Origin of the sequence: Parageobacillus thermantarcticus, from assembly GCF_900111865.1 — a bacterium.
Taxonomy (GTDB): Bacteria; Bacillota; Bacilli; order Bacillales; family Anoxybacillaceae; genus Parageobacillus; species Parageobacillus thermantarcticus.
Genome location: NZ_FOJS01000031.1, coordinates 1 through 23,738 on the forward strand (window position 1 = coordinate 1; position 23,738 = coordinate 23,738).

The 23,738-nt window shown below is 40.8% G+C and carries 23 protein-coding genes and 1 pseudogene; 5 read left to right on the forward strand and 19 right to left on the reverse strand.

The features are described from left to right. Positions 1–282: 282 nt before the first annotated feature. The 9 genes from BM278_RS13100 to BM278_RS13140 all read right to left on the reverse strand — a co-directional run bounded on the left by BM278_RS13100 (position 283) and on the right by BM278_RS13140 (position 9,651). The gene (locus BM278_RS13100) at positions 283–2,007 is read right to left on the reverse strand and encodes an AAA family ATPase (RefSeq protein WP_244151170.1); all 1,725 of its coding nucleotides are present in this window, start codon (positions 2,005–2,007) and stop codon (positions 283–285) included. 290 nt (positions 2,008–2,297) lie between these two features. Next, positions 2,298–3,140, reverse strand: coding sequence for a hypothetical protein (locus tag BM278_RS13105; RefSeq protein ID WP_090950420.1), 843 nt, complete (start codon positions 3,138–3,140; stop codon positions 2,298–2,300). An 88-nt stretch (positions 3,141–3,228) separates the two neighbouring features. After that, positions 3,229–5,100, reverse strand: a complete 1,872-nt coding sequence (locus tag BM278_RS13110) for an RNA-binding domain-containing protein (protein WP_090950423.1) — start codon at positions 5,098–5,100, stop codon at positions 3,229–3,231. A gap of 333 nt (positions 5,101–5,433) precedes the next feature. After that, complete coding sequence (locus BM278_RS13115; protein ID WP_090950426.1) at positions 5,434–5,925, reverse strand: GNAT family N-acetyltransferase; 492 nt, start codon at positions 5,923–5,925, stop codon at positions 5,434–5,436. Positions 5,926–6,024: 99 nt separating this feature from the next. Beyond that, positions 6,025–6,819 (reverse strand): arsenite methyltransferase, encoded by a 795-nt coding sequence (locus tag BM278_RS13120; RefSeq protein ID WP_090950429.1) that lies wholly within the window; start codon positions 6,817–6,819, stop codon positions 6,025–6,027. A gap of 326 nt (positions 6,820–7,145) precedes the next feature. Next, positions 7,146–7,601 carry a MarR family winged helix-turn-helix transcriptional regulator gene (locus tag BM278_RS13125; protein WP_090950432.1) on the reverse strand — a complete coding sequence of 152 codons (456 nt, stop codon included), beginning with the start codon at positions 7,599–7,601 and terminating at the stop codon, positions 7,146–7,148. Positions 7,602–7,771: 170 nt separating this feature from the next. Beyond that, complete coding sequence (gene arsC, locus BM278_RS13130; RefSeq protein WP_090950435.1) at positions 7,772–8,194, reverse strand: arsenate reductase (thioredoxin); 423 nt, start codon at positions 8,192–8,194, stop codon at positions 7,772–7,774. Positions 8,195–8,214: 20 nt separating this feature from the next. After that, a complete protein-coding gene (gene arsB / locus BM278_RS13135) occupies positions 8,215–9,276 on the reverse strand; it encodes an ACR3 family arsenite efflux transporter (protein ID WP_090950438.1) in 1,062 nt (353 codons plus the stop codon). 27 nt (positions 9,277–9,303) lie between these two features. After that, a complete protein-coding gene (locus BM278_RS13140) occupies positions 9,304–9,651 on the reverse strand; it encodes an ArsR/SmtB family transcription factor (protein WP_090950441.1) in 348 nt (115 codons plus the stop codon). 349 nt (positions 9,652–10,000) lie between these two features. Between BM278_RS13140 and BM278_RS13145 the strand changes: the two genes are divergently transcribed. Then, positions 10,001–10,597: a DedA family protein gene (locus BM278_RS13145; RefSeq protein WP_208601807.1), complete on the forward strand. Its 597-nt coding sequence runs from the start codon at positions 10,001–10,003 to the stop codon at positions 10,595–10,597. A gap of 24 nt (positions 10,598–10,621) precedes the next feature. Here the strand turns inward: BM278_RS13145 and BM278_RS13150 are convergent, their stop codons facing one another. Beyond that, positions 10,622–10,861 carry an MFS transporter gene (locus BM278_RS13150; protein WP_208601808.1) on the reverse strand — a complete coding sequence of 80 codons (240 nt, stop codon included), beginning with the start codon at positions 10,859–10,861 and terminating at the stop codon, positions 10,622–10,624. A gap of 184 nt (positions 10,862–11,045) precedes the next feature. Here BM278_RS13150 and BM278_RS13155 point away from each other — a divergent pair, with 184 nt between their 5' ends. Further along, positions 11,046–11,303: a YhdB family protein gene (locus tag BM278_RS13155; RefSeq protein ID WP_090950444.1), complete on the forward strand. Its 258-nt coding sequence runs from the start codon at positions 11,046–11,048 to the stop codon at positions 11,301–11,303. A 171-nt stretch (positions 11,304–11,474) separates the two neighbouring features. Here the strand turns inward: BM278_RS13155 and BM278_RS13160 are convergent, their stop codons facing one another. From BM278_RS13160 to BM278_RS13170, 3 genes are all read right to left on the reverse strand, one after another. Then, positions 11,475–13,229 carry a phospho-sugar mutase gene (locus BM278_RS13160; protein ID WP_090950447.1) on the reverse strand — a complete coding sequence of 585 codons (1,755 nt, stop codon included), beginning with the start codon at positions 13,227–13,229 and terminating at the stop codon, positions 11,475–11,477. A 115-nt stretch (positions 13,230–13,344) separates the two neighbouring features. Next, positions 13,345–13,791 (reverse strand): CBS domain-containing protein, encoded by a 447-nt coding sequence (locus BM278_RS13165; RefSeq protein ID WP_090950450.1) that lies wholly within the window; start codon positions 13,789–13,791, stop codon positions 13,345–13,347. Between the two features lie 93 nt (positions 13,792–13,884). Continuing rightward, positions 13,885–15,573, reverse strand: a complete 1,689-nt coding sequence (locus tag BM278_RS13170) for a glycoside hydrolase family 13 protein (protein WP_090950453.1) — start codon at positions 15,571–15,573, stop codon at positions 13,885–13,887. A 146-nt stretch (positions 15,574–15,719) separates the two neighbouring features. Between BM278_RS13170 and BM278_RS13175 the strand changes: the two genes are divergently transcribed. Beyond that, complete coding sequence (locus tag BM278_RS13175; protein ID WP_090950456.1) at positions 15,720–16,163, forward strand: disulfide formation protein C; 444 nt, start codon at positions 15,720–15,722, stop codon at positions 16,161–16,163. Next, positions 16,160–16,636: a thioredoxin family protein gene (locus BM278_RS13180; RefSeq protein ID WP_090950458.1), complete on the forward strand. Its 477-nt coding sequence runs from the start codon at positions 16,160–16,162 to the stop codon at positions 16,634–16,636. The genes BM278_RS13175 and BM278_RS13180 overlap by 4 nt, the downstream gene beginning before the upstream one ends. Positions 16,637–16,668: 32 nt before the next feature. On the opposite strand, the pseudogene BM278_RS13185 reads toward BM278_RS13180, so the two are convergent. Beyond that, positions 16,669–17,066, reverse strand: a pseudogene (locus tag BM278_RS13185) (YhcU family protein). A 134-nt stretch (positions 17,067–17,200) separates the two neighbouring features. On the opposite strand from BM278_RS13185, the gene BM278_RS13190 reads away from it, so the two are divergent. After that, positions 17,201–18,115: an RluA family pseudouridine synthase gene (locus BM278_RS13190; protein WP_090950503.1), complete on the forward strand. Its 915-nt coding sequence runs from the start codon at positions 17,201–17,203 to the stop codon at positions 18,113–18,115. A 121-nt stretch (positions 18,116–18,236) separates the two neighbouring features. Here the strand turns inward: BM278_RS13190 and BM278_RS13195 are convergent, their stop codons facing one another. The 5 genes from BM278_RS13195 to BM278_RS13215 form a co-directional block, all read right to left on the reverse strand. Further along, positions 18,237–19,583 carry a hemolysin family protein gene (locus BM278_RS13195; RefSeq protein ID WP_090950460.1) on the reverse strand — a complete coding sequence of 449 codons (1,347 nt, stop codon included), beginning with the start codon at positions 19,581–19,583 and terminating at the stop codon, positions 18,237–18,239. A 60-nt stretch (positions 19,584–19,643) separates the two neighbouring features. Continuing rightward, positions 19,644–20,333, reverse strand: a complete 690-nt coding sequence (locus tag BM278_RS13200) for a zinc metallopeptidase (RefSeq protein WP_090950463.1) — start codon at positions 20,331–20,333, stop codon at positions 19,644–19,646. A gap of 195 nt (positions 20,334–20,528) precedes the next feature. Beyond that, entirely contained in the window at positions 20,529–21,356 is an 828-nt protein-coding gene (locus BM278_RS13205) for an aldo/keto reductase (RefSeq protein WP_090950465.1), read from the reverse strand. A 96-nt stretch (positions 21,357–21,452) separates the two neighbouring features. Next, entirely contained in the window at positions 21,453–22,073 is a 621-nt protein-coding gene (gene wrbA / locus BM278_RS13210) for an NAD(P)H:quinone oxidoreductase (protein WP_090950467.1), read from the reverse strand. Between the two features lie 289 nt (positions 22,074–22,362). Further along, positions 22,363–23,628, reverse strand: coding sequence for a dicarboxylate/amino acid:cation symporter (locus tag BM278_RS13215; RefSeq protein WP_090950470.1), 1,266 nt, complete (start codon positions 23,626–23,628; stop codon positions 22,363–22,365). Positions 23,629–23,738 lie beyond the last annotated feature (110 nt).

A 23,738-nucleotide genomic window follows, 5' to 3' on the forward strand; every position in this document is an offset into this window, starting at 1 on the left:
AGATATGTCCGAATATTGGCAGTGGCGGAAAACGAAAGAGCAAGAAGCTCGATCGGTGAATCAGGAAGTTTCGGAGATGAAAAGAGTAGGGTAACCCCTTCGCTGTGTCAAGGAGAACGTGGAATACCGGAGCGAAGCGAGGATATGCCGCGAAAGCTCCTTGACACGCCTGTTCCTTGACAACATGATCGTTTGTCCGGGAAGGCGACTGGCAGGGAGACTTGCCGGACTTGCCTACCATACGTCAAGTCATCAGGTCCATGTTGTCTATCAAAGGGGAATTTACACAATAATTAGGACTTGACCCTTATAAAATCTCAAAAGGTTTTCTTTATAATCATCAAAATTATTTAGAATTCTTTCCGTAGCTTTCCATGGTTTGTCGTTGCTCCATGATTCACCAAATATATGATCTTCAAAATTCTTCTGGTGTGTTAGCCGATATTCCTCCTTACCTATCCTAGCCAGTATGTTTCGATTAATTCCCTCATCTTCACCTTCTCCATCTAAATCATGGACTAAATATGCCTGAATTCCAAAATGCTTTAATACCTCATAATATGCAATCTGTGTTAATTTACCATTACAAGGTATTATAGAAATATCTTTAGCAGTGTTTTCAATTTCATCTGCTTTTTCCGGGAAAATTTCCTTGAGCTTTTGTTTAATCGCTAAAAAGCTGGCTACTTCACAATCACCTTCTACCAAAACAACTCTTTTTGCGAAAAAAGCCTCCAACGTCGAAGTATTGAAGTTTAACAACATTCTCATTCTTTTTCTTTTTTCTGATTTATTATCACCACTATAAATATCATAAGGCACCTGTATTGTTTCTGCAGTTCCATCACTTCTCTTCTTCAGTAACACAATTCCTTGGTGCCTGTCAGCTAAGTCGATGAAGTTTTCCGAATGTGATGTACAAATTACTTGAGCTAAAGGATGCTTTGATATTTGTACTAATGCATCACGCATTTTTCGCTGTAAATGCGGATGTAAATATATCTCTGGTTCCTCAATCAAAAATAAAAAACTTCTTCTCCATTCCCGATTGTCTAACTCCTTATCAAGATCAGAACTTGTTAGTTGTTCTGCCATTAATTCTAATAATGATAAGATAAGCAGTCTTTGAACCCCATTGCCCTGTTCAGAAGGTTTAGTTAGTAAATTGTTGTACTTTAATGAAATGGACGAGTTTAAGTGGAGTTTCTCCATTACTTCCGGTACTTCAAAATCAACGTGTGCTTCAACCTCCATTATCCTTTTAAGTTTTTTACTTAACTTATCTTGAAGATTTCGAACCTCTCTATGCTTTGTATCTTCGTTAAAAATTAGCTTCAAGGAGTTTAAAGCATTTTTAAAATTTTCTATTTCTTCAGTGGAACTAAGATGCTGTTCAAACAAAGCAGACGCTATTAGATTGGCAGCTGACCTATTTTTATTTGCATCAGCCTCCTCGTTTATTAATTTAACTGCTGGAACATAAATCACTCTTGGCATTATGGATCTTATTTTTGAAGCAAATCCGTTCGGATTAGGAAACCATTTTGGCTCGCCTTCCGTAATAAGCGTATTATCATTTAAATAAACAAATTCTACAAATTCTTCTTTTTTATTTTTTGGAATAGTACCATTGTTTAATTTTTTATCCTCACAAAATTTTGTATAAAGTTGTTTTAGGCTAGGCGATACATTTTCAAATGCACTCCTATTCCATGTTTCTTCTTCATTTAACTCTGTAATGTGTCTGTTAGGAATAAACACTTCAAAAGGAACATCTGTATCCCTTAAATCAGGACCACTCCATATTCTCCTAATAATTAATTCATCATTATAAATATACGGCTTTATGTAAGGATGATTTTTATCTAAATCGTTTAATCCATTAAAAGTAATTTTCACTTCCATAAATTCATCTTCATTTGTCGGTTCTTTTTTAAAAGGAAATAAATCAATTGAAGGAGTGCTTGGTAAATCTGTTTCTGGAAGAAATAACCTAAGGGCTTCCAAAATAGATGATTTTCCTATGTTGTTTTCACCTATTACAGTTACAAAATCTGAGGATCCATTTTCATCGACTTCCGGTACTTTAATAATGCATTTTTTTTGATACCAATGTTTTTAAAATTTCTTATTACTATTTCCTTAATACGCATTGCATACCCCCCCCACAATCTAATACCAAAAAAATTCTACATTTTATGCCAAAATCCTCCAAAAAAAATTAAATTATAAATTGCTACAGACAAAATAAAAGATGCTTGACTTTAAACGCCAAGCATCTCTTATTAAAATCCCATTTAATTGATAAGATCGCTAAAATTTAGGTCATTGTTATAGGAGTCCGGATCGAACGTAAATTTTAATATCAACTCCCCTTGAGACATTCTTTTCAATCTTCTTTCAATATCCAAATCCCATATATTTTCTAATGTTCCCCTGTAATCTAAAGCTTGTTGCAACATCTCCCATTGATCTTCTCTTCCTAAATCGTTAAAGTAATCCCTTTTTAGTAACCACTTTATTTTTTGCAACTTATCTGTCGTTAATCGGGCAGGGTGCCTTTTTGGTAATACTGCTCGCTGATATAACTTGTGTTTAAGCATTGAATGGATTGGCAATTTGCGAATTTTTTCTATGTTTATCAAACTTCCTTCATTTTCCCGGGCTTTTTTGATTATGTCAAAAGGAATATCCGGATGGACAAAATAATTTTCAATCTCAGCTTGAGTAACTCCCAGCTTTCGGGCTATCGTGACAACCTTTACTCCGCTATTAACCATTTGATCAATCAACATATGTTTGTCTAACCACTTTGTTGTTTGATGATGGAACATCCTCCTTAGCAACTTAATTCGTTGTTCCGTTTCATTCGAATATCGCTGAATAACGCAAAATATTTTTGGGCACCTTTTATGCATTTCATTCATTTTTTTATATGCTAAGTATTCTGGGTACCCCGCAACTAACCAATATTTATCTTCCGTTCGATCCTTTTCAACAATAACATGGCTGCTTAACTGATCCCCTCCCTCTAATATTTTGACCATTTTCTCTACTGCTCTTTTTGAAACATTTTCAACGTATATGGGGACAATTTTATCTAATTCAATGGATTCCATCCAAATCCCATCAAGCTTCATTCGTACCCCTCCCCATCATATTTTGTAAAACTATATGAGAAGGGAAATTTGTCTAATAACAATAAACCAGCATTAGGAATCCAATATCCTAATGCTGGTTTGTAAAAAGAGATCGTGTCATATATGCTTGTTTCGGATGGTTTATTTGCTCTGGATATAGCGGTTCTAATTTCCCTTCCTTAAGCAATCGTGAAATGTACTTTTTGCGAAGAGGATCCATCTGCCTATTCAGTAATTGACTTAATTCTTTGAGCGTTAACGGCTTAATTGCACAAAGATTTAAAATGATCTCATCCATTTCGGAAGGATTTAATCTCTTTTTCTTCCTTGCTAATTCAGAAATATCCAATAGCACTTTTTCATGATCTTTTGTTTGTTCGTTTTCGTTAGGTCCGGAGTTAGCAGCGTTAGGTCCGGAGTTATTAACATTAGGTCCGGAGCTTATCCGATTATATCTGGAGTTCCCTATAGACTTTTGATGAAACATTTCCGTTAGCGTATATTTTGTACCTCTTCCTTGTCCATTTGGTTCTAAATATCCTTTTTCCACCAGTCCGGATAATAATTTGCTTATTTCATCACTCTTTTTATCTGTCAGGCTTTGCAATCTCGTATTGGTCACATAATTTTCTTGATGTGCCGTCACTAAAATTAATACTTCATCATTGCTTAAAAACTTATAATGTTTCCCAAGAACTGCTTTTAGAAAATCGACGCTTTCCTGCGGTAATAATGAAGTTGTTCGCAACGTAAGAATCGTGCGATCCGGCTGAAATTCTTCAATTAATTCCGGGGCAGTCCAATGTTGTTCTTTCCACGCCAAATGAATATTCTCAATCCCCGACCCTGCCCGTTCACCGAGCCCAATTAACATAAACATTTTAAAAATCGTTGGATTTCTCGGATCGCTTATTCCACCTTTCAGTGCTTGTTGCAAAGGAATCCGAAGAACACCCGGGTTAGAAAATCGAAATAACATCTTTTCCTTTTCGACAACAATTCCGCGTTGCCCGTAGTAATCGGCGTGAGCCAACGTATTAACTAAAGCCTCACGAAGAGCAGCATGCACCCTTGTATCATCCTTGCGAAAAAGCCCCTCCATTTGAAAAGGAATGTTTAAATCATCCGTTAGTCTGCGGATCACTTTAAAATAAAAATCATACAAATTCCCCGACCAAGTGCCGTCGGAAGAAATAATCCGATCTGTCCATCTCTCCCCCGGCACATCCGAACTCTTTTCCCGATATTCCAAAAAATACTGTGGTAAATACTCTGTAATGCTGCGCTCTTCCCCAAACATGAGCAACCCGGCTAATGTTAGCCCTTCCTCGTTGGTTTCGCGTAGCCTTCCTAAAGCTCCGATTTTATATAAAAATTCTTCCAATTCTAAGCCATTCCAAGGATGATCCGGTTTCAAAGAAGAAAAGCGATTTCGATAACTTCTCACTGATTCCATATTCAAATCATTTAAACCGTAATTGGGAAGAACTTTGCTGTCTTGAGGAATTGGCGATTGGTCCGCTATCATTCGCTGTACTTCTTCTTTTGTACATTTATAGTCTCCTTCATAATTGCGGCGATATGTACCTGTAAAAGGATTATGACCAATATAAATTGGCTTGTCCTCACGTGAAGCCCTTGGAACATAAATTTTCACGATTTCTTTCCCATCAACTTCAATAATTTGTACATTTCGATCCACTAAGATATTTTTGCTAATTCTTTGTGGATTATTAATTCCGTCCCAAAAGTCTTTAACTAACTTTTTTGCATCAACATCGACTGGGAAAAACTCTTGTCCTTTTTGCTCGACCCCAAGCAAAATAATACCGCCATTTGTATTCGCAAAAGCAGAATACGTTTCCCAAACATCTTTCGGCAGACCACCTTTGGCTGCTTTACATTCCAATTCGGCATTTTCCCCATCGTCTATAATACGTAACAAATCCTTTGCGTCCATTCCGCCATATATCTCCTTTAAATTTCTAAATTTACTACAAATATTTGACAACGAAAAGAAACAATCCTTTTAACATTAATGTATTTTGATACGCATAAGTCCGAATCCAGAAAAAAAATCATATGTCCTTCCCGAAAATCTAAGGCGATTCTTTACTTATTAAGCGAGCATCCGGACATAAAAACTGTTGCATCTTCCATGTTGAGAAGGGGGGAAGCACTCCTTCATTTCGTCCATGGTACATTGTGCAAGTTGTAGCTATTATTTAGAATACATGTGTATATCGATCAGCGATTCATAACCATTGAACACGGATGGCTGAAAATGAATCATCTAATCTATCCCTACAACCGGGCTACGCCGCTCAAGCAATACCACATCACGCCATGCCCCATTTAACTTTCCTATACGTTGCCTTATACCGACTTTGCGAAAGCCAACACTTTGATGCAAACGTAAACTTGATATATTTTCCGGGAAAACACCTGCAGTTAATGTCCAAAATCCTTTTGCCTCTGATTCTTTGATCATGGCTTCTAGAAGTTGTTTTCCTACTCCTTTTCCTCGACTCACATCTCGAACATACACACTCACCTCTCCCACCCCTTCATACACGCAGCGATCCGATACTTTGCTTATCTTGCACCAGCCTTGAATGCCCTCTTCATTTTCAGCGACTAAACATAAATTTGCCGCAATCGTCGATTCCCATTTTTCCAACGATGGTGCTGTCGTTTCAAACGTCGCTTGTCCTGTCGCGATCCCTTGTTCGTAAATTTCCTTTACTTGCAGCCAATCCTCTTTGCGAAAGCGGCGAATGTTCATAATACTGAAGTCCCTCCTCTGTGAGATCGGAATTATCGTAAGAAACAACTCGCTCAACGTTCTCTTCCTCAACGAGTTCCGAGCTGCTATGCCACATTTTTACGGTTTCATTGCTTTAATGATCGCAGAAACAATGTAATCCGCGATGTTCGCTCCAGGTACCCAATCTTTGATAAACTCCTTCGATTCATCTTTTGGTTCAATGGTGATCTGCGTGAATCCACTCTGTTGTAACATGGATTCCAGCTCTCCAATCGATGCTGTTCCTGATACGCATCCAGAATACAAGACATCCATATTGTTTTTGATTTCCGGTGGAAGTTCTGCCGTCGCCACAACGTCGGAAATGACAAGGCGTCCCCCTGGCTTGAGCACACGATAGGCTTCCTTGAACACTCGAGGCTTATCTGGGGAAAGGTTAATGACACAATTGGAAATAATGACATCAACTGAACCATCTGCCACCGGTAAATATTCGATCTCTCCTAACCGAAATTCGGTATTGGTAAAGCCACCCTTGTCGGCATTGCTGCGTGCTTTGCTGATCATTTCTGGTGTCATATCCACGCCAATGACGCGCCCTGTTTCTCCGACCTGACGAGCAGCTAAAAAGCAATCGAAGCCGGCACCGCAACCAAGATCCAGCACTACCTCTCCGGGTTTCAATTCCGTAATTGCTAACGGATTACCGCAACCAAGTCCAAGGTTAGCTCCTTCTGGCACGGCAAATAATTCTTCATCCGAGTACCCCAGTTTTGCCGATATCTCATTAGGTGTACCGTAACATCCGGAAGCTGCTGAACAACAGCTGACAGAATTTGCTTCTTGCAGCGCAATTTGCTTATAGCGGCTGCGGACATTTTGCCGGATTTGATCGTGAGTAACGTACTTCATCAGTTTATCACTCCTTAAATGATAAAAATGATAATGAAAATTCTAATAATATTCTCACTGCCACAGCAGTCCCCATAAACGCAAAGACAAACTCTAAAGAAACCGCGTCATAATTGTGAAAATTCAATAAACTTATACACAATAATGGGCACCACCCCCTTTATTGTTAACATTGATAAAACTAGGATATCATTGAATATCAGATGAAACGTGAATAAATAGCCGTAATTATCGTAAAGTTTTTCAAAACCTCTCTTCACATACATTCAACCCGATTCATTTATTTGTAAAATACAAATATTTGTTTATTTTTTGCGGGCAAGCTTTTACTTGCCCACCGTTATCGGTTTGCAACATACACTTGATTTCGCCATGCATTCATTCAACAATTTAATCGAACGAATCACGGTTTCTTTCTCAAATTCCGTCATATGCGAAAACACTTCATCTAAATATCGATTTATTTCTCGATCAATGGTTGTTGCTATAAACTTTCCCTCGGTCGTTAACGATAACGTGTATACCCTTCGATCTTCAGGAAGCGGCGTTTTTTTGACTAAACCCTTTTTCACCAAATTTTGAATCTGTCTACTAAACGTGGTAATATCCATTCCCAATGCTTCAGACACTTGTTGCATAGATGGATATTCTCTTTTGTCAATTTCATAAAGAATATGGCTTTGAACGAGAGAAATATCTACATCACCAATAGAACAGCAATTTTTATTCAGCAATCCAAAACGACGCGTCATCACTTGAAACAACTCTCTCATGTTTTCCATTTTTTCACCTCTATAAATTATTTATATCATATTATTTGTAAATTACAACTATTTATTTTGAAAAATAAAGAAAATTCATCGACATGTCTCGTCCATTGTTTTGGATTGAAGGATTTATATCAACTTACAATAAAATCAGCCGAGAGATTTTTCTCGGCTTCATTTCAGCTTTATTCGCCTGTTGCCGCAAATTTTTTGATGCGCGCGCCGATTTCATCACGGACGCGGCGGAATACCGCTAATTTTTCCTCTTCCGTTCCTTCCGCTTTTGCCGGATCATCAAATCCCCAATGGACGCGTTTCACATTTGGCGGAGTTACTGGGCAGTGATCCGCTGCATGACCGCATAGTGTCACAACAAGATCGGCTTTATTTAACATTTCCGGATCAATGACATCCGATGTTTGGTGCGAAATATCAATCCCTACTTCTTTCATAACTTTTACCGCGTTTGGATTTAGCCCGTGCGCTTCTATACCAGCGCTGTACACTTCCCACTCATCGCCAAGATATTTTTTTGCCCATCCTTCTGCCATTTGGCTGCGGCAAGAGTTTCCTGTGCATAAGAAGTAAATGATCTTTTTGTTTTTCACGTTTCATTCCACCTCTGTTGTTAGTATGATACGGATTCTGTTTTAAAGTATTTTCGTTGAAACCATAGTGCCACGTTGACTAACGCAATCATGACAGGCACTTCCACCAATGGTCCAATGACGGCGGCAAACGCTGCGCCAGAATCGATTCCAAACACGCCAATAGCTACGGCAATCGCTAACTCAAAGTTATTACTGCCGGCTGTAAAGGCAAGTGTGGTGGTTACAGGGTAGTTCGCTCCAAATTTCTTCCCTAAGAAGAAGGAAACGAAGAACATCAACACAAAGTAAATGAACAATGGAATGGCGACTCTCACGACATCCAACGGCAAACTTACGATCATATCTCCTTTTAAAGAGAACATGACAATAATCGTAAATAATAAAGCAATCAATGTAATCGGGCTGATTTTTGGAATAAATGCTTTTTCATACCATTGTCTGCCCTTTGCTTTTACCAACAAAAAGCGCGTCAACATTCCGCCAAGAAACGGAATTCCTAAGTAAATGAACACCGACTTCGCGACTTCCATCATTGTAATATGAACGACAGCACCTTCTAGTCCTAACCATTCTGGGATGATCGTCACAAACACATACGCATAAACAGAGTAAAATAACACTTGGAATACAGAGTTAAACGCCACCAATCCAGCTGCGTACTCTCCATCTCCTTTTGCTAAATCATTCCAGACAATCACCATTGCAATACAACGTGCTAGACCGATCATGATGAGTCCGACCATGTACTCCGGTTTATCCGGCAAGAATACGATCGCCAACAAAAACATAAGAATCGGTCCAATAATCCAGTTTTGTACGAGCGATAACACTAATACTCTCACATCTTTAAAGACGCGCCCAATCTCCTCATAACGAACTTTTGCCAACGGAGGATACATCATGAAAATTAAGCCAATTGCAATTGGAATCGATGTCGTTCCTACCTGCAAACTGTTCATTCCGTCTACAAAGCCCGGAAAGACGAATCCTAAGCCAATTCCTGCTGCCATAGCAAGGAAAATCCAAAGCGTTAAGTATCGATCCAAAAACGATAGACGTTTTTTCCCCGTATGATTCATTGTTTCCCTCCCAATTTAATTAGTAGGTTAACAACCGCAGCGGAGCGCAGGGGTGTTTTCCTCAATCTTACGAATATTCTCTGTTTGATCTGGAATATGTTGCAAAATATCTTGGATGAGATCATATAACTCACTTCGAGGATTGAGGGAATAATAAATCCACTGTCCTCTCCTATCCTCTTTTACTAATCCTGCATCTTTTAATTTGCGAAGATGCTGGCTAATCGCCGGCTGACTCATGTCAAACACCTCAAGAAGCTCGCAAACACAACACTCACGTTGTTTTAAAATCGCCATGATCGTTAAACGTGTTTTATCACCAAGCAATTTTAAAACATGTGATGCTTTTTCTATTTCTACTGTTGTTTTTTGCATGGGAACACCTCCTATTCTTTTATAATTATATAGCTATTTACTTATATATTGAACAAAAATGGAAAACAGTACTTTCTAACTCCTTTATTTTATACTTGCTATTTTCTTTAATAATCATATAACTATATACTTATATAAAGCAAGCAAAAAAGATTAAGTCACAAAATTTGGTGTAAAAAAGTGATTTTTATTTTCCAATGATTCAGGTTCACTGAATTGATAGTGAAATTTTACGAAATAATTTAGACTTGACCTACGTACGCATTGTTTATAATAAACATTAGCAATATAACTTACGATTTCCGATTCATCGCTTTACTTTTTAAATTCGTTAAGGTGTGGTGATACAGTGGGACATTATTTACATTATGTGATCGGCCATTTTGGGTACATCGGTATTATGATCGTGTTAATGCTGGGGATCGTCGGTATGCCAATTCCGGATGAATTGCTGCTTACGTACATTGGATACCAAATTTCCACAGGTTTTATGTCATATCCTATTGCGTTTGCTTTTAGCTTTATCGGCGCTATAACAGGCATTTCCATTAGTTACTTTTTAGGTGTAAAACTCGGATTACCGTTTTTACGAAAAGTGGGGCCGAAAATACATATTACCGACAAGCGAATGGAGCAAACGAAAACATTATTTGCCAAATTAGGACCATCCGTGTTATTTATTTGCTATTTTATCCCCGGTGTCCGTCATGTTGCCGCTTTTTTAGCCGGCGCGAACGCATATGAATGGAAAAAATTTACCTTGTACGCTTATAGTGGTGCGTTTGTCTGGATTTTCACCTTTCTTACGCTCGGTAATTATTTAGGAAAAAATTGGATGATGATGGAGCAATATATGAATAAATATCGCATCTTTTTTATAGTCGTATTTATTTTTCTCATTTGCTTGCTCACTTTTTATTGGTATGATCAGCAAAAGAAGAAATAAAACACCGGCCAAAAAGCCGGTGTTTTACATGCTTGTTTTGGTATTTCCGTATGTTTCCATTAAAATTCCCATAAACGTCCCAAACCCAAACATAAACATGGAAGCACCTATAATGCCTAAACTGATAATCGTAAGGAAAAAGTCTTTATTGTAAGCGTTTGCGATAAAACTCAACAAAAACAAGGAAACACCGACAATTAGCCCTACGGCTGCGATCATTTTACACATTTGCGTAATCTCTTTGCTTTCATAGCGTTTCATCATTTCCACCATCCCCTCACTTTGAGGATAGCACTTTTGTCACAAAATTGCAATATTTATTTTTACTTTTTCATGCTTAATTAGGCTATAATTTATTATTTACCTTCCATTGCAACATTTACAGTGTAAAAACGAGCCCGAGCATCATACACTAACGATAACTCCTTCTGTAAAAGGAGGCATGCCGATGAACACGCTGGATTATGATAAAGCGTTGTATTACACACACCGCTCCGAATGGGATAACTTGCTTATTTTAATGGTGCGCACACAAGACGACTTGCTTTCGAAAAAAATTGAAAAATTTCTTCACGCTTACAACTTTGAGTATGATTACTCGATCATTCAAAAGCGTCTAACCTCTCTGTTGCGTTATATCGACCATGCTCTTGAGACAAGCGAACAAAAAACGGGAATCGAGCAGTATGCTTACCTGCACGAATGAAGACAATATAAAACAGACAATGCCGAAAATGGCATTGTCTGTTTCAGCTTGTGTGTAAAAATGCGGTTGAATAAGTGGACAAATACACCGCTTGCGTTTTCCCGAACAGCTAGCCGGAATAGAAAAAAATCCGCATCGTCCCTCCTTAAATTCATTGTCCCCAAGACGTTATCATGATTGAAGCGATGAAGCGGTATTCAAAAAATGGCGCACCCGTTTCATTACCGCGTCGGAAAGTTGTTGCAGCTTCGCTTCGCTGTCAGAGAGCGATTCTCCTTTCACACCGAAATACACTTTGAGTTTTGGCTCCGTTCCCGACGGACGCAAGCAAAACCATGAATCGTCTTCCAATACATACTTTAATACGTCAGAGGTTGGAAGCGCAATCAACGTTTTTTCTCCAGTCGCAGTGTTTACCCGTTCTTTCGTTTTGTAATCCTCGATCACGATGACTTTTTTTCCTGCCACCTCTGTCGGAGGCTCATTGCGGAACGATGTTAAGATCGCTTGAATCGTTTCTTCTCCTTCTTTTCCTTTTAATGTTAATGACTGCTGACCTTCGCGGTAATAGCCGTATTGGTCAAACAATCGCAGCAATCCTTCGTATAAAGACATGCCGTGTTTTTTATAAAAAGCGCATACTTCCGCCGCTAATACCGCTGCTTGCACCGCGTCTTTATCACGCACAAAATCACCGATTAAATAGCCGTAGCTTTCCTCATAGCCAAATTGGAACGTATACTGGCCAGTTTGTTCATATTCTTTGATTTTTTCGCCGATAAATTTAAATCCTGTTAGCGTATCGACCGTATCTAAACCGAAAGATTGCGCAATCGCGCGGCCAAATTCGGACGTGACAATCGTTTTTAGCACTATTCCGTTCTCCGGCAATATCCCCTTTTCTTTCTTTTGTGACAGCAAGTAATGAAGCAATAAGCCGCCAGTTTGGTTCCCGGTCAATACGACATAATCGCCTTTTTCGTTTTTTACGGCAATTCCCAATCGGTCGGCGTCAGGGTCTGTCGCAATTAGCAAATCGGCATTGACTTTTTTGCCGAGTTCTATCGCCAAGGCAAACGCCGCATGTTCCTCCGGATTTGGTGACGCAACGGTGGAAAAGTTTGGATCTGGCTGTTCTTGTTCTTTCACTACAAATACATTGCGATATCCAAGTTCCTTTAACGCGCGACGGATCGGTTTGTTGGATGTGCCGTGCAACGGTGTGAAAACAATGTTAACATCAACCTCTTCCGCAAGTTTCGGTTGCAGCGAAACTGTCTTTACAGCGTCAATATAGGCGTTGTCCACTTCTTCTCCAATGATTTGAATGAGTCCTTTCTCTTTCAAAATCGCTTCATCCTCAACATGGATGTCCAATTCGTTTTCCACTTCATTGACATATCGAATGACCGCATCTGCCGTCTCTGGAGGAAGTTGTCCCCCGTCTTCGCCGTACACTTTATATCCATTATATTCCGGCGGATTATGGCTTGCGGTGATAACGACGCCAGAAAACGCGCGCAAATGGCGAACGGCAAACGAAAGTTCGGGCGTCGGCCGCAGTTCGTCGAATACATACGTCTGAATGCCATGAGTGGCCAATGTTTTCGCCGTTTCCATCGCGAATTCCCGCGACTTATGCCGCGAATCGTAAGCAATCACGACACCGCGCCTTTTCGCGTCTTCGCCAAACGATTCTATGTACCGCGCCAAACCTTCTGATGCTTTCCGAATCGTATATACGTTCATCCGGTTCGTCCCCGGCCCGATTTCTCCGCGCATGCCGCCTGTGCCAAACTCTAAATTTTTATAAAAACAATCTTCAAGCCACGGAAGGTCGTGTTGATGCTTTTTTAACGAATGCTTTAATTCTTCATCCAACGGCTCATATGCCAACCATTGCTCATATTTTTTCTTCCAATCCAACGAACATCCCTCCGGATCGATAAATTCCTTGCTTTTTATGTATTCGTTATCATCATACAATATACCGAACAAAAGAAAAAGGATGTCTCACAAAAAAGAGACATCCTTCCCTTCTTTATCCTTGCGGTTGCGATGGCTCGGAAATGTTTGTCAACGCTTGTTCCGCCGCTTGATCGGAAGCGCTGTTTGTCGCGATATCGCCTAGTGCGACAATGCCTTGAAGCTGATTGTTTTCTACAATTGGCAAACGGCGGACTTGGTTTTGCGCCATCACGTTTGCCGCTTCTTGTACGCTCATATTCGGCGTACCGGTGACGACGCGGTTAGTCATCACTTCCGATACAGAAGTGGAAGCTGGATTTTTTCCTTGTGCCGATGTGCGGAGTGTAATATCACGGTCGGTGATCATTCCTTTCACTTGACCGTTTTCCACTACCGGAAGCGCACCAATGTTTTTTTGGCTCATGATTTGCGCAGCCTCTTGGACCGTTTGGTTAGGCGAAACAGTCGCGACGTTTTTCGTCATAATGTCTTGAACTTTATTGCTGTTGTTATTATTCAATGTGATCCTCCCCTTTCACCGATTATTGTGGCCGATTCGTAGGAGGATATAGGTAGAAAATAATGTTTGCATCGCTTTGTATTGGTATCGATTTTATGGCAAACGAATTTTATACACGCGCGCTTCCCATGGGCGCAAACGAATTTCTTTCAGTTCTTCCGCTTCATCGACATCGTAATTGCTAATGAGCAGTTCTTTTGTTTTGTAAATGATATCATCTGGAAGGCGGAAAACAGGAGTCTGCTCGGAAAAGTTCGTAATAACAACCAGTTTTTCATTGCCAAGCGTACGCGTATACGCGTAAATATACGGATCTTCTTCTAAAATTAAGTCATATGTTCCATAGACAATAATGTCATGTTGTTTACGAAGTTGAATTAATTTTTTATAATAATGAAACACCGAATTTGGATCGGCGAGCGCCGCTTTTACGTTGATTTCCTTATAATTTGGGTTTACCCGAATCCACGGCGTTCCTGTCGTAAATCCTGCGTTTTCGCTATCATCCCATTGCATCGGCGTGCGCGCATTGTCGCGCCCTTTATAATAAATTTTTTCCATTACTTTTTGCGGATCTTCACCGTATTCTTCCACACGTTCTTTATACATGTTTAACGTTTCAATATCGCGGTAGTCTTCAATCGACGGAAAGCGCACATTTGTCATTCCGATCTCTTCACCTTGATAAATATATGGAGTTCCTTGCATCATATGGAGAAATGTTGCCAGCATTTTCGCCGATTCGACACGATACTTTCCATCATCGCCAAAACGAGAAACAGCGCGTGGCTGATCGTGATTGTTTAAATAAAGGCTGTTCCACCCTTTTCCTTCTAGCTCTTTTTGCCATTTTGTCATCGTTGTTTTCAAATCGGCTAATGACCACGGACGAATATCCCATTTTCCTCCAGGCCCTGAATCTAAATCCACATGCTCGAATTGGAACACCATGTTTAATTCATGGCGAGACGGATCTGTATATAAAATGCCTTCTCTCGGAGTCACTCCCGGCGTTTCTCCAACCGTCATAATATCGTACTTTGATAACACTTCCCGGTTCATTTCTTGCAAAAATTCGTGAACGCGCGGACCGTTCATAAAATATTTGCTTCCTGAAACATATTTTTTTCCTTCCTGCGGTTCACCATCCGGTAATCCTGGTGTTTTCGAAATCATATTAATGACATCCATCCGAAAGCCGTCGACGCCTTTGTCAAGCCAAAACTTCATCATGTCATACACTTCGCGGCGTACTTTCGGATTTTCCCAGTTTAAATCAGGTTGTTTTTTGGAAAAAAGATGTAAATAATATTCTCCTGTTGTTTCATCATATTCCCAAGCAGAACCACCAAAGCATGACTCCCAATTGTTCGGTTCTTTTCCATTTTTCCCAGGCCGCCAAATATAATAATCGCGATATGGATTGTCTTTTGATTTTCTTGATTCGATAAACCACGGATGCTCATCTGACGTATGATTGACGACTAAATCCATCACTAACTTAATCCCGCGTTTGTGCATTTCCTCAAGCATTTCTTCCCAATCTTCCATCGTGCCGAATTCATCCATAATATCGCGATAATCGCTTATATCGTAACCGTTATCATCATTTGGCGATTTATATACTGGAGATAACCATACAACATCCACACCAAGTTCTTTTAAATAATCAAGTTTAGCAATAATGCCGGGGATATCGCCAATGCCATCCCCGTTTGAATCGTAAAAACTGCGCGGATAAATTTGATACACAACCGCTTCTTTCCACCATGCCCTTTCCAAGTTTCTCACCTCTATGTACGTAAATGAAAACGATTGCACATGAGTATTGTACTATAACTAAAAGATAACGTCCATACAATTTTACATTCTCCCTTTCGTCCAATATAATGAAAATGGCATGCACATAAAAACGAGGGGATTTTAGCATGAACAACAATAATGCAAAAACATTGGAAAACGCGCTTATTGGCGCTTGGGGAATTTCATTGATCGCGACGCTTGGCAGCCTTTACTTTTCCGAAATTTTAAAATTTATTCCTTGCGATCTTTGTTGGTTTCAGCGGATTTTTATGTATCCACAAGTGATTTTATTAGGGCTCGCAACAATTCGCAAAGAATACGGCATCGCCCGCTATAGCTTGGCGTTGTCAGTCATTGGCGGATCGATTTCCCTTTACCATTATCTTCTGCAAAAAGTTCCTTTTTTTCAAAGCCACGCTATTTCCTGCGGCCGCATTCCTTGCACGGGACAGTACATTAATTGGCTCGGCTTTATTACGATTCCGTTTTTGGCGCTAGTTGCGTTTTTTCTCATTAGCGTATTAAGCATCTTCATTATTCGCAAAGAGAAAGAAGGGAAACAAAGTTGAAAAAGCTCCTTATTTTCGGATCAATTATTGTCGCGCTGTTTGCAGCGCTCGCCTTTGTCACGTCATATCAACAAAAAGAAGCGGTTAAAGATAATCCGTACCATAAAAAAGAACTTGATCCCGCAACCATTGAGCAGCTTGACGACCCAAATTATCAAAACCTTATCTTGCCGGACGAATTAGAAAAGAAGCTAAAAAATAAAGAAACGGTCACCGTTTATTTTTACAGCCCGACTTGTCCGCATTGCCAAAAAACAACTCCGATCGTCGTTCCTTTGGCCAAGAAAATGGGGATCGATTTAAAATTGTTTAATTTGCTGGAATTTAAAGATGGATGGGACAAGTACCACATCGAAGGAACACCAACGCTTGTTCATTATGAAAATGGGAAGGAAGTAAAACGAATCGATGGCTATCATGAAGAGGCAGTGTTCCGTGACTGGTTTTCCTCAATTCAGCATCGCCATCAATAAGGAGTTCGCCCCACGAATCGGCGAACTCCTTTTCACATTAACCATTCGTTTTGTGAAAGCAAATACACGCTGCATGGATGATGCCGTTTGGCGGCAAAATGCTCTATCGCAAACGGAAACGCAACGCCGTACCGCCGAAGCAATTCGACGTTCCGCTGAAATACATCACGGTATCGTCCGCAATCTCCACTTTTCCCGACATATTCGATGATGGAAATTAATGATTGCAGCGATGAAATAATTTGAAACGCTTCTTTCATTGTTCCATTGTATTCACACGTTTTTCTTGTAATGAAAGGACTTGCAATTTTTCAAACTCATGAATTTGTTCGTCAGTGAAATAATACGGAAAAATGTTTGTATAAAAATAATTTACCAAATAATTGATATATTCCTCTTGCTCTTTCGTTGCCGCATAAACCGTCTTCATCGCCCTTGCCACCTTTTTTGCAATTACGCTTGCGCAATCATTAACAAAACGATACTATGAGTGTATCATACATTATGCGCACATAGAGGTAGAAAGTGTTTCCACCGCGTAAAAAATTCGGAGTGAAACGAACAATGTGGTTAAAAAAAGGAGATTGGCTTGAATGCGTCATTCCTTCTTTTTGGCAGGGGCAAACGATCGAATCGCTGCTAAAAGAAGTATGGTGCACCTCAAAAAAATTCGCGCATCAACTGCGCATGGAAAAAGGAATTAAATTAAATGGAAAAGAAGTATCATGGCAAACTGCGTTACAAGAAAATGACCGTTTGCAGCTGTATCTTTATAAACCTGAACCTTCCGCCATTCTTCCCGAGTATCGGGAACTTTCCGTTTTATGGGAAGACGAGCATCTGCTCATTATTAACAAAGACGCCGGCATCGATATCCATCCTTCCGAACCTTCTCAAACAGGAACGTTAGCAAACGCGGTCGCTTTTTATTTGCAAGCGCAAGGCATTTTGACGAAAGTGCGCCATATTCATCGACTTGATCGCGATACATCCGGAACGATTTTGTTTGCCAAACATCCGCTCGCAGGCGCGACGCTCGACCGGATGCTAGAACAACGGCAAATCAAGCGGACGTATGTAGCGCTTGTCCATGGCATTGTCAAAAATAAATCTGGAACGATTTCCGCCCCGATTGGGCGCGACCGCCATCATCCAACTAGACGAAGAGTTTCGAAAACAGGCGCAAAAGCGGTGACGCACTATCGTGTTTTACATACGTTTTTGAACGAGCAAACATCGCTTGTCGAACTTTCCCTTGACACCGGGCGCACGCATCAAATCCGCGTCCATATGAGCTACATCGGTCATCCGCTAGTCGGCGATGTCCTTTATGGCGGCGAAAATACGTTTCATCGCCAAGCGCTGCACGCCGTTAAACTGTCGTTTTTGCATCCTTTTACGAAAGAAACGGTTTCATGCGTCGCTCCCGTTGACGATTTCCCCGTTGATATTGCGCGATTTTACATCGATTCGCAATGAAAGAGGGTGTCCCAAAAGTGATGGGACACCCTTCTGTGCTACCTATATACGCATCGAACAATAAGAGGAAACCTATATATGGTTATTCTGTATGTGGCCAAACAACTTTTGAACCAGTCTCCTATAAACGAAGTTCCTCCTTTTCGCCGAGCGCCTCATCTTGTGCTTCCTCTTCTTTCTCCTGCTTCAAGACTTCCACCGTCTTCACATGGTGGCCGTCCATCTCCTTCACTGTAAACAAGTAATTGTCTATTTCGACACTATCGCCTACTTTAATATCGTAATGTTTCGTTAAAATCCAGCCTCCAATCGTATCGACATCATCATCATCGATGGCAAGGCCGAACAAATCGTTCACTTCGCTAATCAGCACTTTACCGTCAACAATCGTACGCGTTTCATCCACTTTTTGGATCAGCGGAATTTCATCTACGTCAAATTCGTCTTGAATTTCGCCAACGATTTCTTCTAAAATATCTTCGACAGTGACAAGTCCCGATGTTCCGCCGTACTCGTCGACCAAAATCGCCATGTGAATGCGCTCTTTCTGCATTTTCACAAGCAAATCATGAATAGCGATCGACTCAATCACCTGAATGATTGGACGGATATAATCTTTCATTTGTTTTTCCGCAGACGGGTTTGTCACAAGATCGGTAAACACTTCTTTCACGTTGATGAGACCGAGAACGTGGTCTTTATCGCCGTCGATCACCGGATAACGTGTATATTTTTCCTCTTTAATAATTTCCAAATTTTCTTTCACGCTTCGATTGATATCGAGCGCCACAATTTCTTTGCGCGGCACCATAATTTCTTTTGCAACCCGATCGTCAAAACGAAAAATATTGTTCACATACCGATATTCCGATTGATTAATCTCCCCGCTTTTGTAACTTTCTGATAAAATGAGGCGCAGCTCTTCTTCGGAATGGGCAATTTCATGTTCTGCCGCCGGCTGCAGGCCAAACATTTTGGTGACAAGACGCGCTGAATTGTTGAGCGTCCAAATAAACGGATACATCGCTTTATAAAATAAAATAAGCGGTTGTGCGGTAAACAACGTGATCGCTTCCGCTTTATGAATGGCAAACGTTTTCGGAGCCAGCTCGCCGACAACGACGTGAAGAAACGTAATCGCCGAAAAGGCAATAACGAAGGATAAAACGTGCGAAAGCGACTCCGACAAATGGATGCGCTCAAAAAGCGGCGTTAGTATCCGTTCCACCGTCGGTTCACCGAGCCAACCAAGCCCAAGCGACGTCATCGTAATACCTAATTGGTTCGCTGATAAATAGCCGTCAAGGTTGGAAATCACCTTTTTGGCAGCAATCGCCCGTTTGTTTCCTTCGCTAACTAATTGGTCAATGCGCGAGCTGCGAACTTTGACAATCGCAAATTCGGAAGCTACAAAAAAAGCGGTACATGCGATAAGCAAAGCCACTATCAGTAAATTGACTATGTCCAATTGGTTTCCGGGCGCGGATCGTGCGCCCGGATCACACCTCCTACAGACAGGTTTCTATTCTTATTCATCATTATTGTTGCTTTGCGTAAAAATTAACACGTATTTTAACAATTCTAAAACCGAAATGAGCGTTGCTGCCACATACGTCAATGCGGCCGCTCCTAATACTTTGTTGACGCCGCGCTTTTCATCCGGATAAATAAGCCCTTCCGCCAACATAAATTTTTTCGCCCGCGAGCTTGCGTTAAACTCTACCGGAAGCGTAATGACTTGAAAAGCAACGGCAAAGGCGAAGAAAATAATCCCTAAGCCAATCAGCGAAAGCTGATGAAGCAAAAACCCGACTAGCAATAAAAACGGCGCCACTCCCGATGTGAAATTTACGATTGGAAACATGCGATGGCGGAGCACTAGCGCGCCGTACGCTTGCTGATGCTGCACCGCATGCCCGACTTCGTGCGCGGCAACCGATATAGAAGCGATCGACCGCCCATAATATACCGGTTCCGACAAGCGGACGACACGCGAAATCGGATCATAATGGTCCGTTAATCTTCCCGGAATAACTTCGACCGGTACATCATAAAGGCCGTTGCGGTCCAAAATCATGCGAGCAACTTCCGCTCCTGACAAACCGGAAGAAGCTGGAACTTTCGACCAAGCGTTGAAGTTGCTTGAAACTTTCCATTGCGCCCATAGCGAAATGCCAAAGGCGATGAGAATGACAAAATCCATCGGATGGAATAGCATCACAGCACCCTCCGTTATCCTCTATCACATAAAATGTGTATACTAATATTTATTGTACTTTAACGATCATTCATACGTCAAATGATACAATTTATTAATGGTTTACAAGGAAAATTTGCATATATATACAAAATTCCGTTTTGCAAAAAGGGGGCTTTTCCGCGAAGAAAAGTCCCCTTTTTACTTGCAACACCGTTAAAAATCAAAATTATCTGGATCCGGCCCAATTCGTTTGTTCAAATTAAGCGCATCGATTTTTGCCATTTCCTCCGCTGTTAGTTCAAAATCGAAAATATCGGCGTTTTCCTTAATACGCTGCGGCGTTACCGACTTTGGAATCGTCACCACTTCGTTTTGCAAATCCCAACGAAGAATGACTTGCGCTGGTGTTTTCCCGTATTTTTTGCCAATTTCGACAAGCGTCTCTTCTTGCAAAACTTCCCCTCTCATCAACGGCGACCATGCTTCAAGCTGAATGCCGTGCTGTTTGCAAAACGCATGGAGCTCTTTTTGCGTCAAACGAGGGTGATATTCCACTTGATTGACCATCGGCTTAATTTCGCAATTAGCCATTAAATCTTCTAAATGGTGGATGTGGAAATTGCTAACGCCAATTGCGCGCACGCGTCCATCTTTATACAATTTTTCTAGCGCTTTATACGTCTCTTTATATTTTCCTTTAACAGGCCAGTGCACTAAATATAAGTCCACATAATTAAGCCCTAGCTTTTTCAAGCTTGTTTCAAACGCTTTCAATGTTGTTTCATATCCTTGGTCGGAGTTCCACACTTTTGTCGTGATAAATATTTCTTCGCGCGGAATCCCTGACTCACGGATGGCTTTCCCGACTCCTTCTTCGTTTTGGTAATATGCCGCTGTGTCAATATGGCGGTAGCCAATTTCCAGCGCGGTGCGCACCGCATTAATGACTTCTTCCCCGTCTTTCACCTTATAAACTCCAAGTCCAAGCCACGGCATTTGCACCCCATTATGCAATGTGACGCGGTCTTGCAAATGTTTCATATTTTTCTCTCCCTTTCAAAAAATTATTTAATTTTATTATCTTGGCGTGCGTGAAAAAAAGCAAAATATATGCATAAAAAAAGATGAGGATGACCCTCATCTTTGCTGTTGCATTCCGTTTTTAATCCATTGTGCGACTTGAACCGTACGACGCGCTTGATGTTTCACAGCTGCTTCGACATTTTCCACCATTTTTCCGTTTTGGTCAACAGTCACGGTCGTTCCATACGGGTTTCCACCTGCGGCAAAAATAGATGGATCCGTATATCCAGGCGCTACGACAATCGCACCCCAATGGTACATTGACGTATAAAGTTGCAAAATGGTTTGTTCTTGGCCGCCATGCGCGTTTCCTGCAGACGCCATCGCGCTGACTACTTTGTTAGCAAGCTTTCCTTGGGCCCATAATCCGCCAGTCGTATCTAAAAATTGTTTTAATTGGGAAGGAACATTGCCAAAGCGAGTCGGCACGCTGAAAATAATGGCATCGGCCCATTCCAAATCTTCCAGCGTAGCTGTCGGAACGTCTTTTGTCGCTTCTGCATGAGCCTTCCACGCCGGATTTGATTCGATCGCCTCTTTTGGCGCGAGTTCAGGAACTTTCACTACTTTTACTTCTGCACCTGCTTCTTTTGCCGCTTCTTCTGCCCATTTCGCCAATTGATAGTTCGTGCCTGTCGAGCTGTAATAAATAATTGCTAATTTTACGTTCGCCATCGTCCATTTCCTCTCCTTTATGCGGATTTTTTAGCAACAACAAATGTTTCACCGACTTGCTGGAACTTTCCAATTGTAATTTGTCCGTTTTTTCGCATTTCATTCATTTTCTTCTTGTTAAAAGTCGTCATAAATACTTAATTCATAAATCTTGAATTCGAGATTTATTATATAAAACACTTGTGTTCATTGTCAACGGAAAACAAAAAATTGCTTTTCTGCCATAGGCAGCAAGAACTCGTTTGCCGCCTTTCGTATATTACAACGAATGGCAGAAAAGCATAAAAGTTTACTTTGCAACAGCTATATTCGTTCTGTCCTCATTTTGTTCCGTAGAAGGATGAAATTCGTTTTCCATTTTAGAAACAACGACCGTCGCTACCGCATTGCCAATGATGTTCGTAATGGCGCGCGCTTCTGACATAAAGCGGTCAACACCAAGCAACAATGCGATTCCTTCCACTGGAATCATCGGGAACGCCGCTAACGTTGCGGCAAGCGTAATAAATCCGGAACCTGTAACACCCGCTGCCCCTTTCGACGTTAACATTAAAATTCCAAGCAACGTAAGTTCTTGCCAAATAGTCAAGTCAATGCCGTAAGCTTGTGCAATAAAAATCGCCGCCATCGACAGATAAATCGATGTTCCATCAAGGTTAAACGAATAGCCAGTCGGCACAACAAGCCCGACAACGGATTTAGAGCAGCCGTACTTTTCAAGACGCTCCATCAGTTTTGGAAGCGCCGACTCGGAAGAAGAAGTGCCAAGCACAAGCAAAATTTCTTCTTTGATATAAGCGATAAATTTGAAAATGTTAAACCCGTAAAACTTCGCGATTAGTCCGAGGACAACAAAGATAAACAGCGCCATCGTAATATAAACAGAGCCCATTAGTTTTCCAAGCGACACTAACGAACCGATTCCAAACGTGCCAATCGTGTACGCCATCGCACCGAACGCCGCAATCGGAGATACTTTCATCACCATATTGACGACGCCAAAAAAGATGTCCGTTAAACGTTCAAATAACGCAACAACCGGTTTTGCTTTTTCTCCTAATGCCGCTGTCGCGAGGCCGAACAAAATCGCAAAGAATAAAATCGGCAGCAATTCCCCTTTCGCAAATGCCCCAACGACATTATCCGGAATAATGCTAAGCAAAAAATCGATGACACCGTGATTCACTTCTTCAGCTTGTTTCGTAAATTGTGATACATCGCCGCCTTTTACCGCATCTGTATTAAATCCGACTCCCGGTTTGATTAAATTAACGACTACAATCCCGATTGCCAAGGCAAACGTCGTCACGATTTCAAAGTAAATAAGCGCTTTTCCGCCGATGCGACCGACTTTTTTCAAATCCCCCATGTTGCCGATTCCAATCACAACCGTGAAGAAAATGATCGGCGCAATCACCATTTTGATTAGCTTAATAAATGCGTCTGCAAGCACTTTCAATTTTGCTCCAAATTCAGGAAATAAAAATCCAACAATAATTCCTAAAATAATTCCAATAATCACTTGGACGGTTAAATTTTTTAATTTCCCCCGCATTTCTCCCTCTCCTTTCGTTGCCTTGATAACGCTTTCAGATTGACTATTTTTATGTTAACGCAATGTTCAGAAAATAAAAATATTATGTTGATAATGGTCTTTTTGATCTT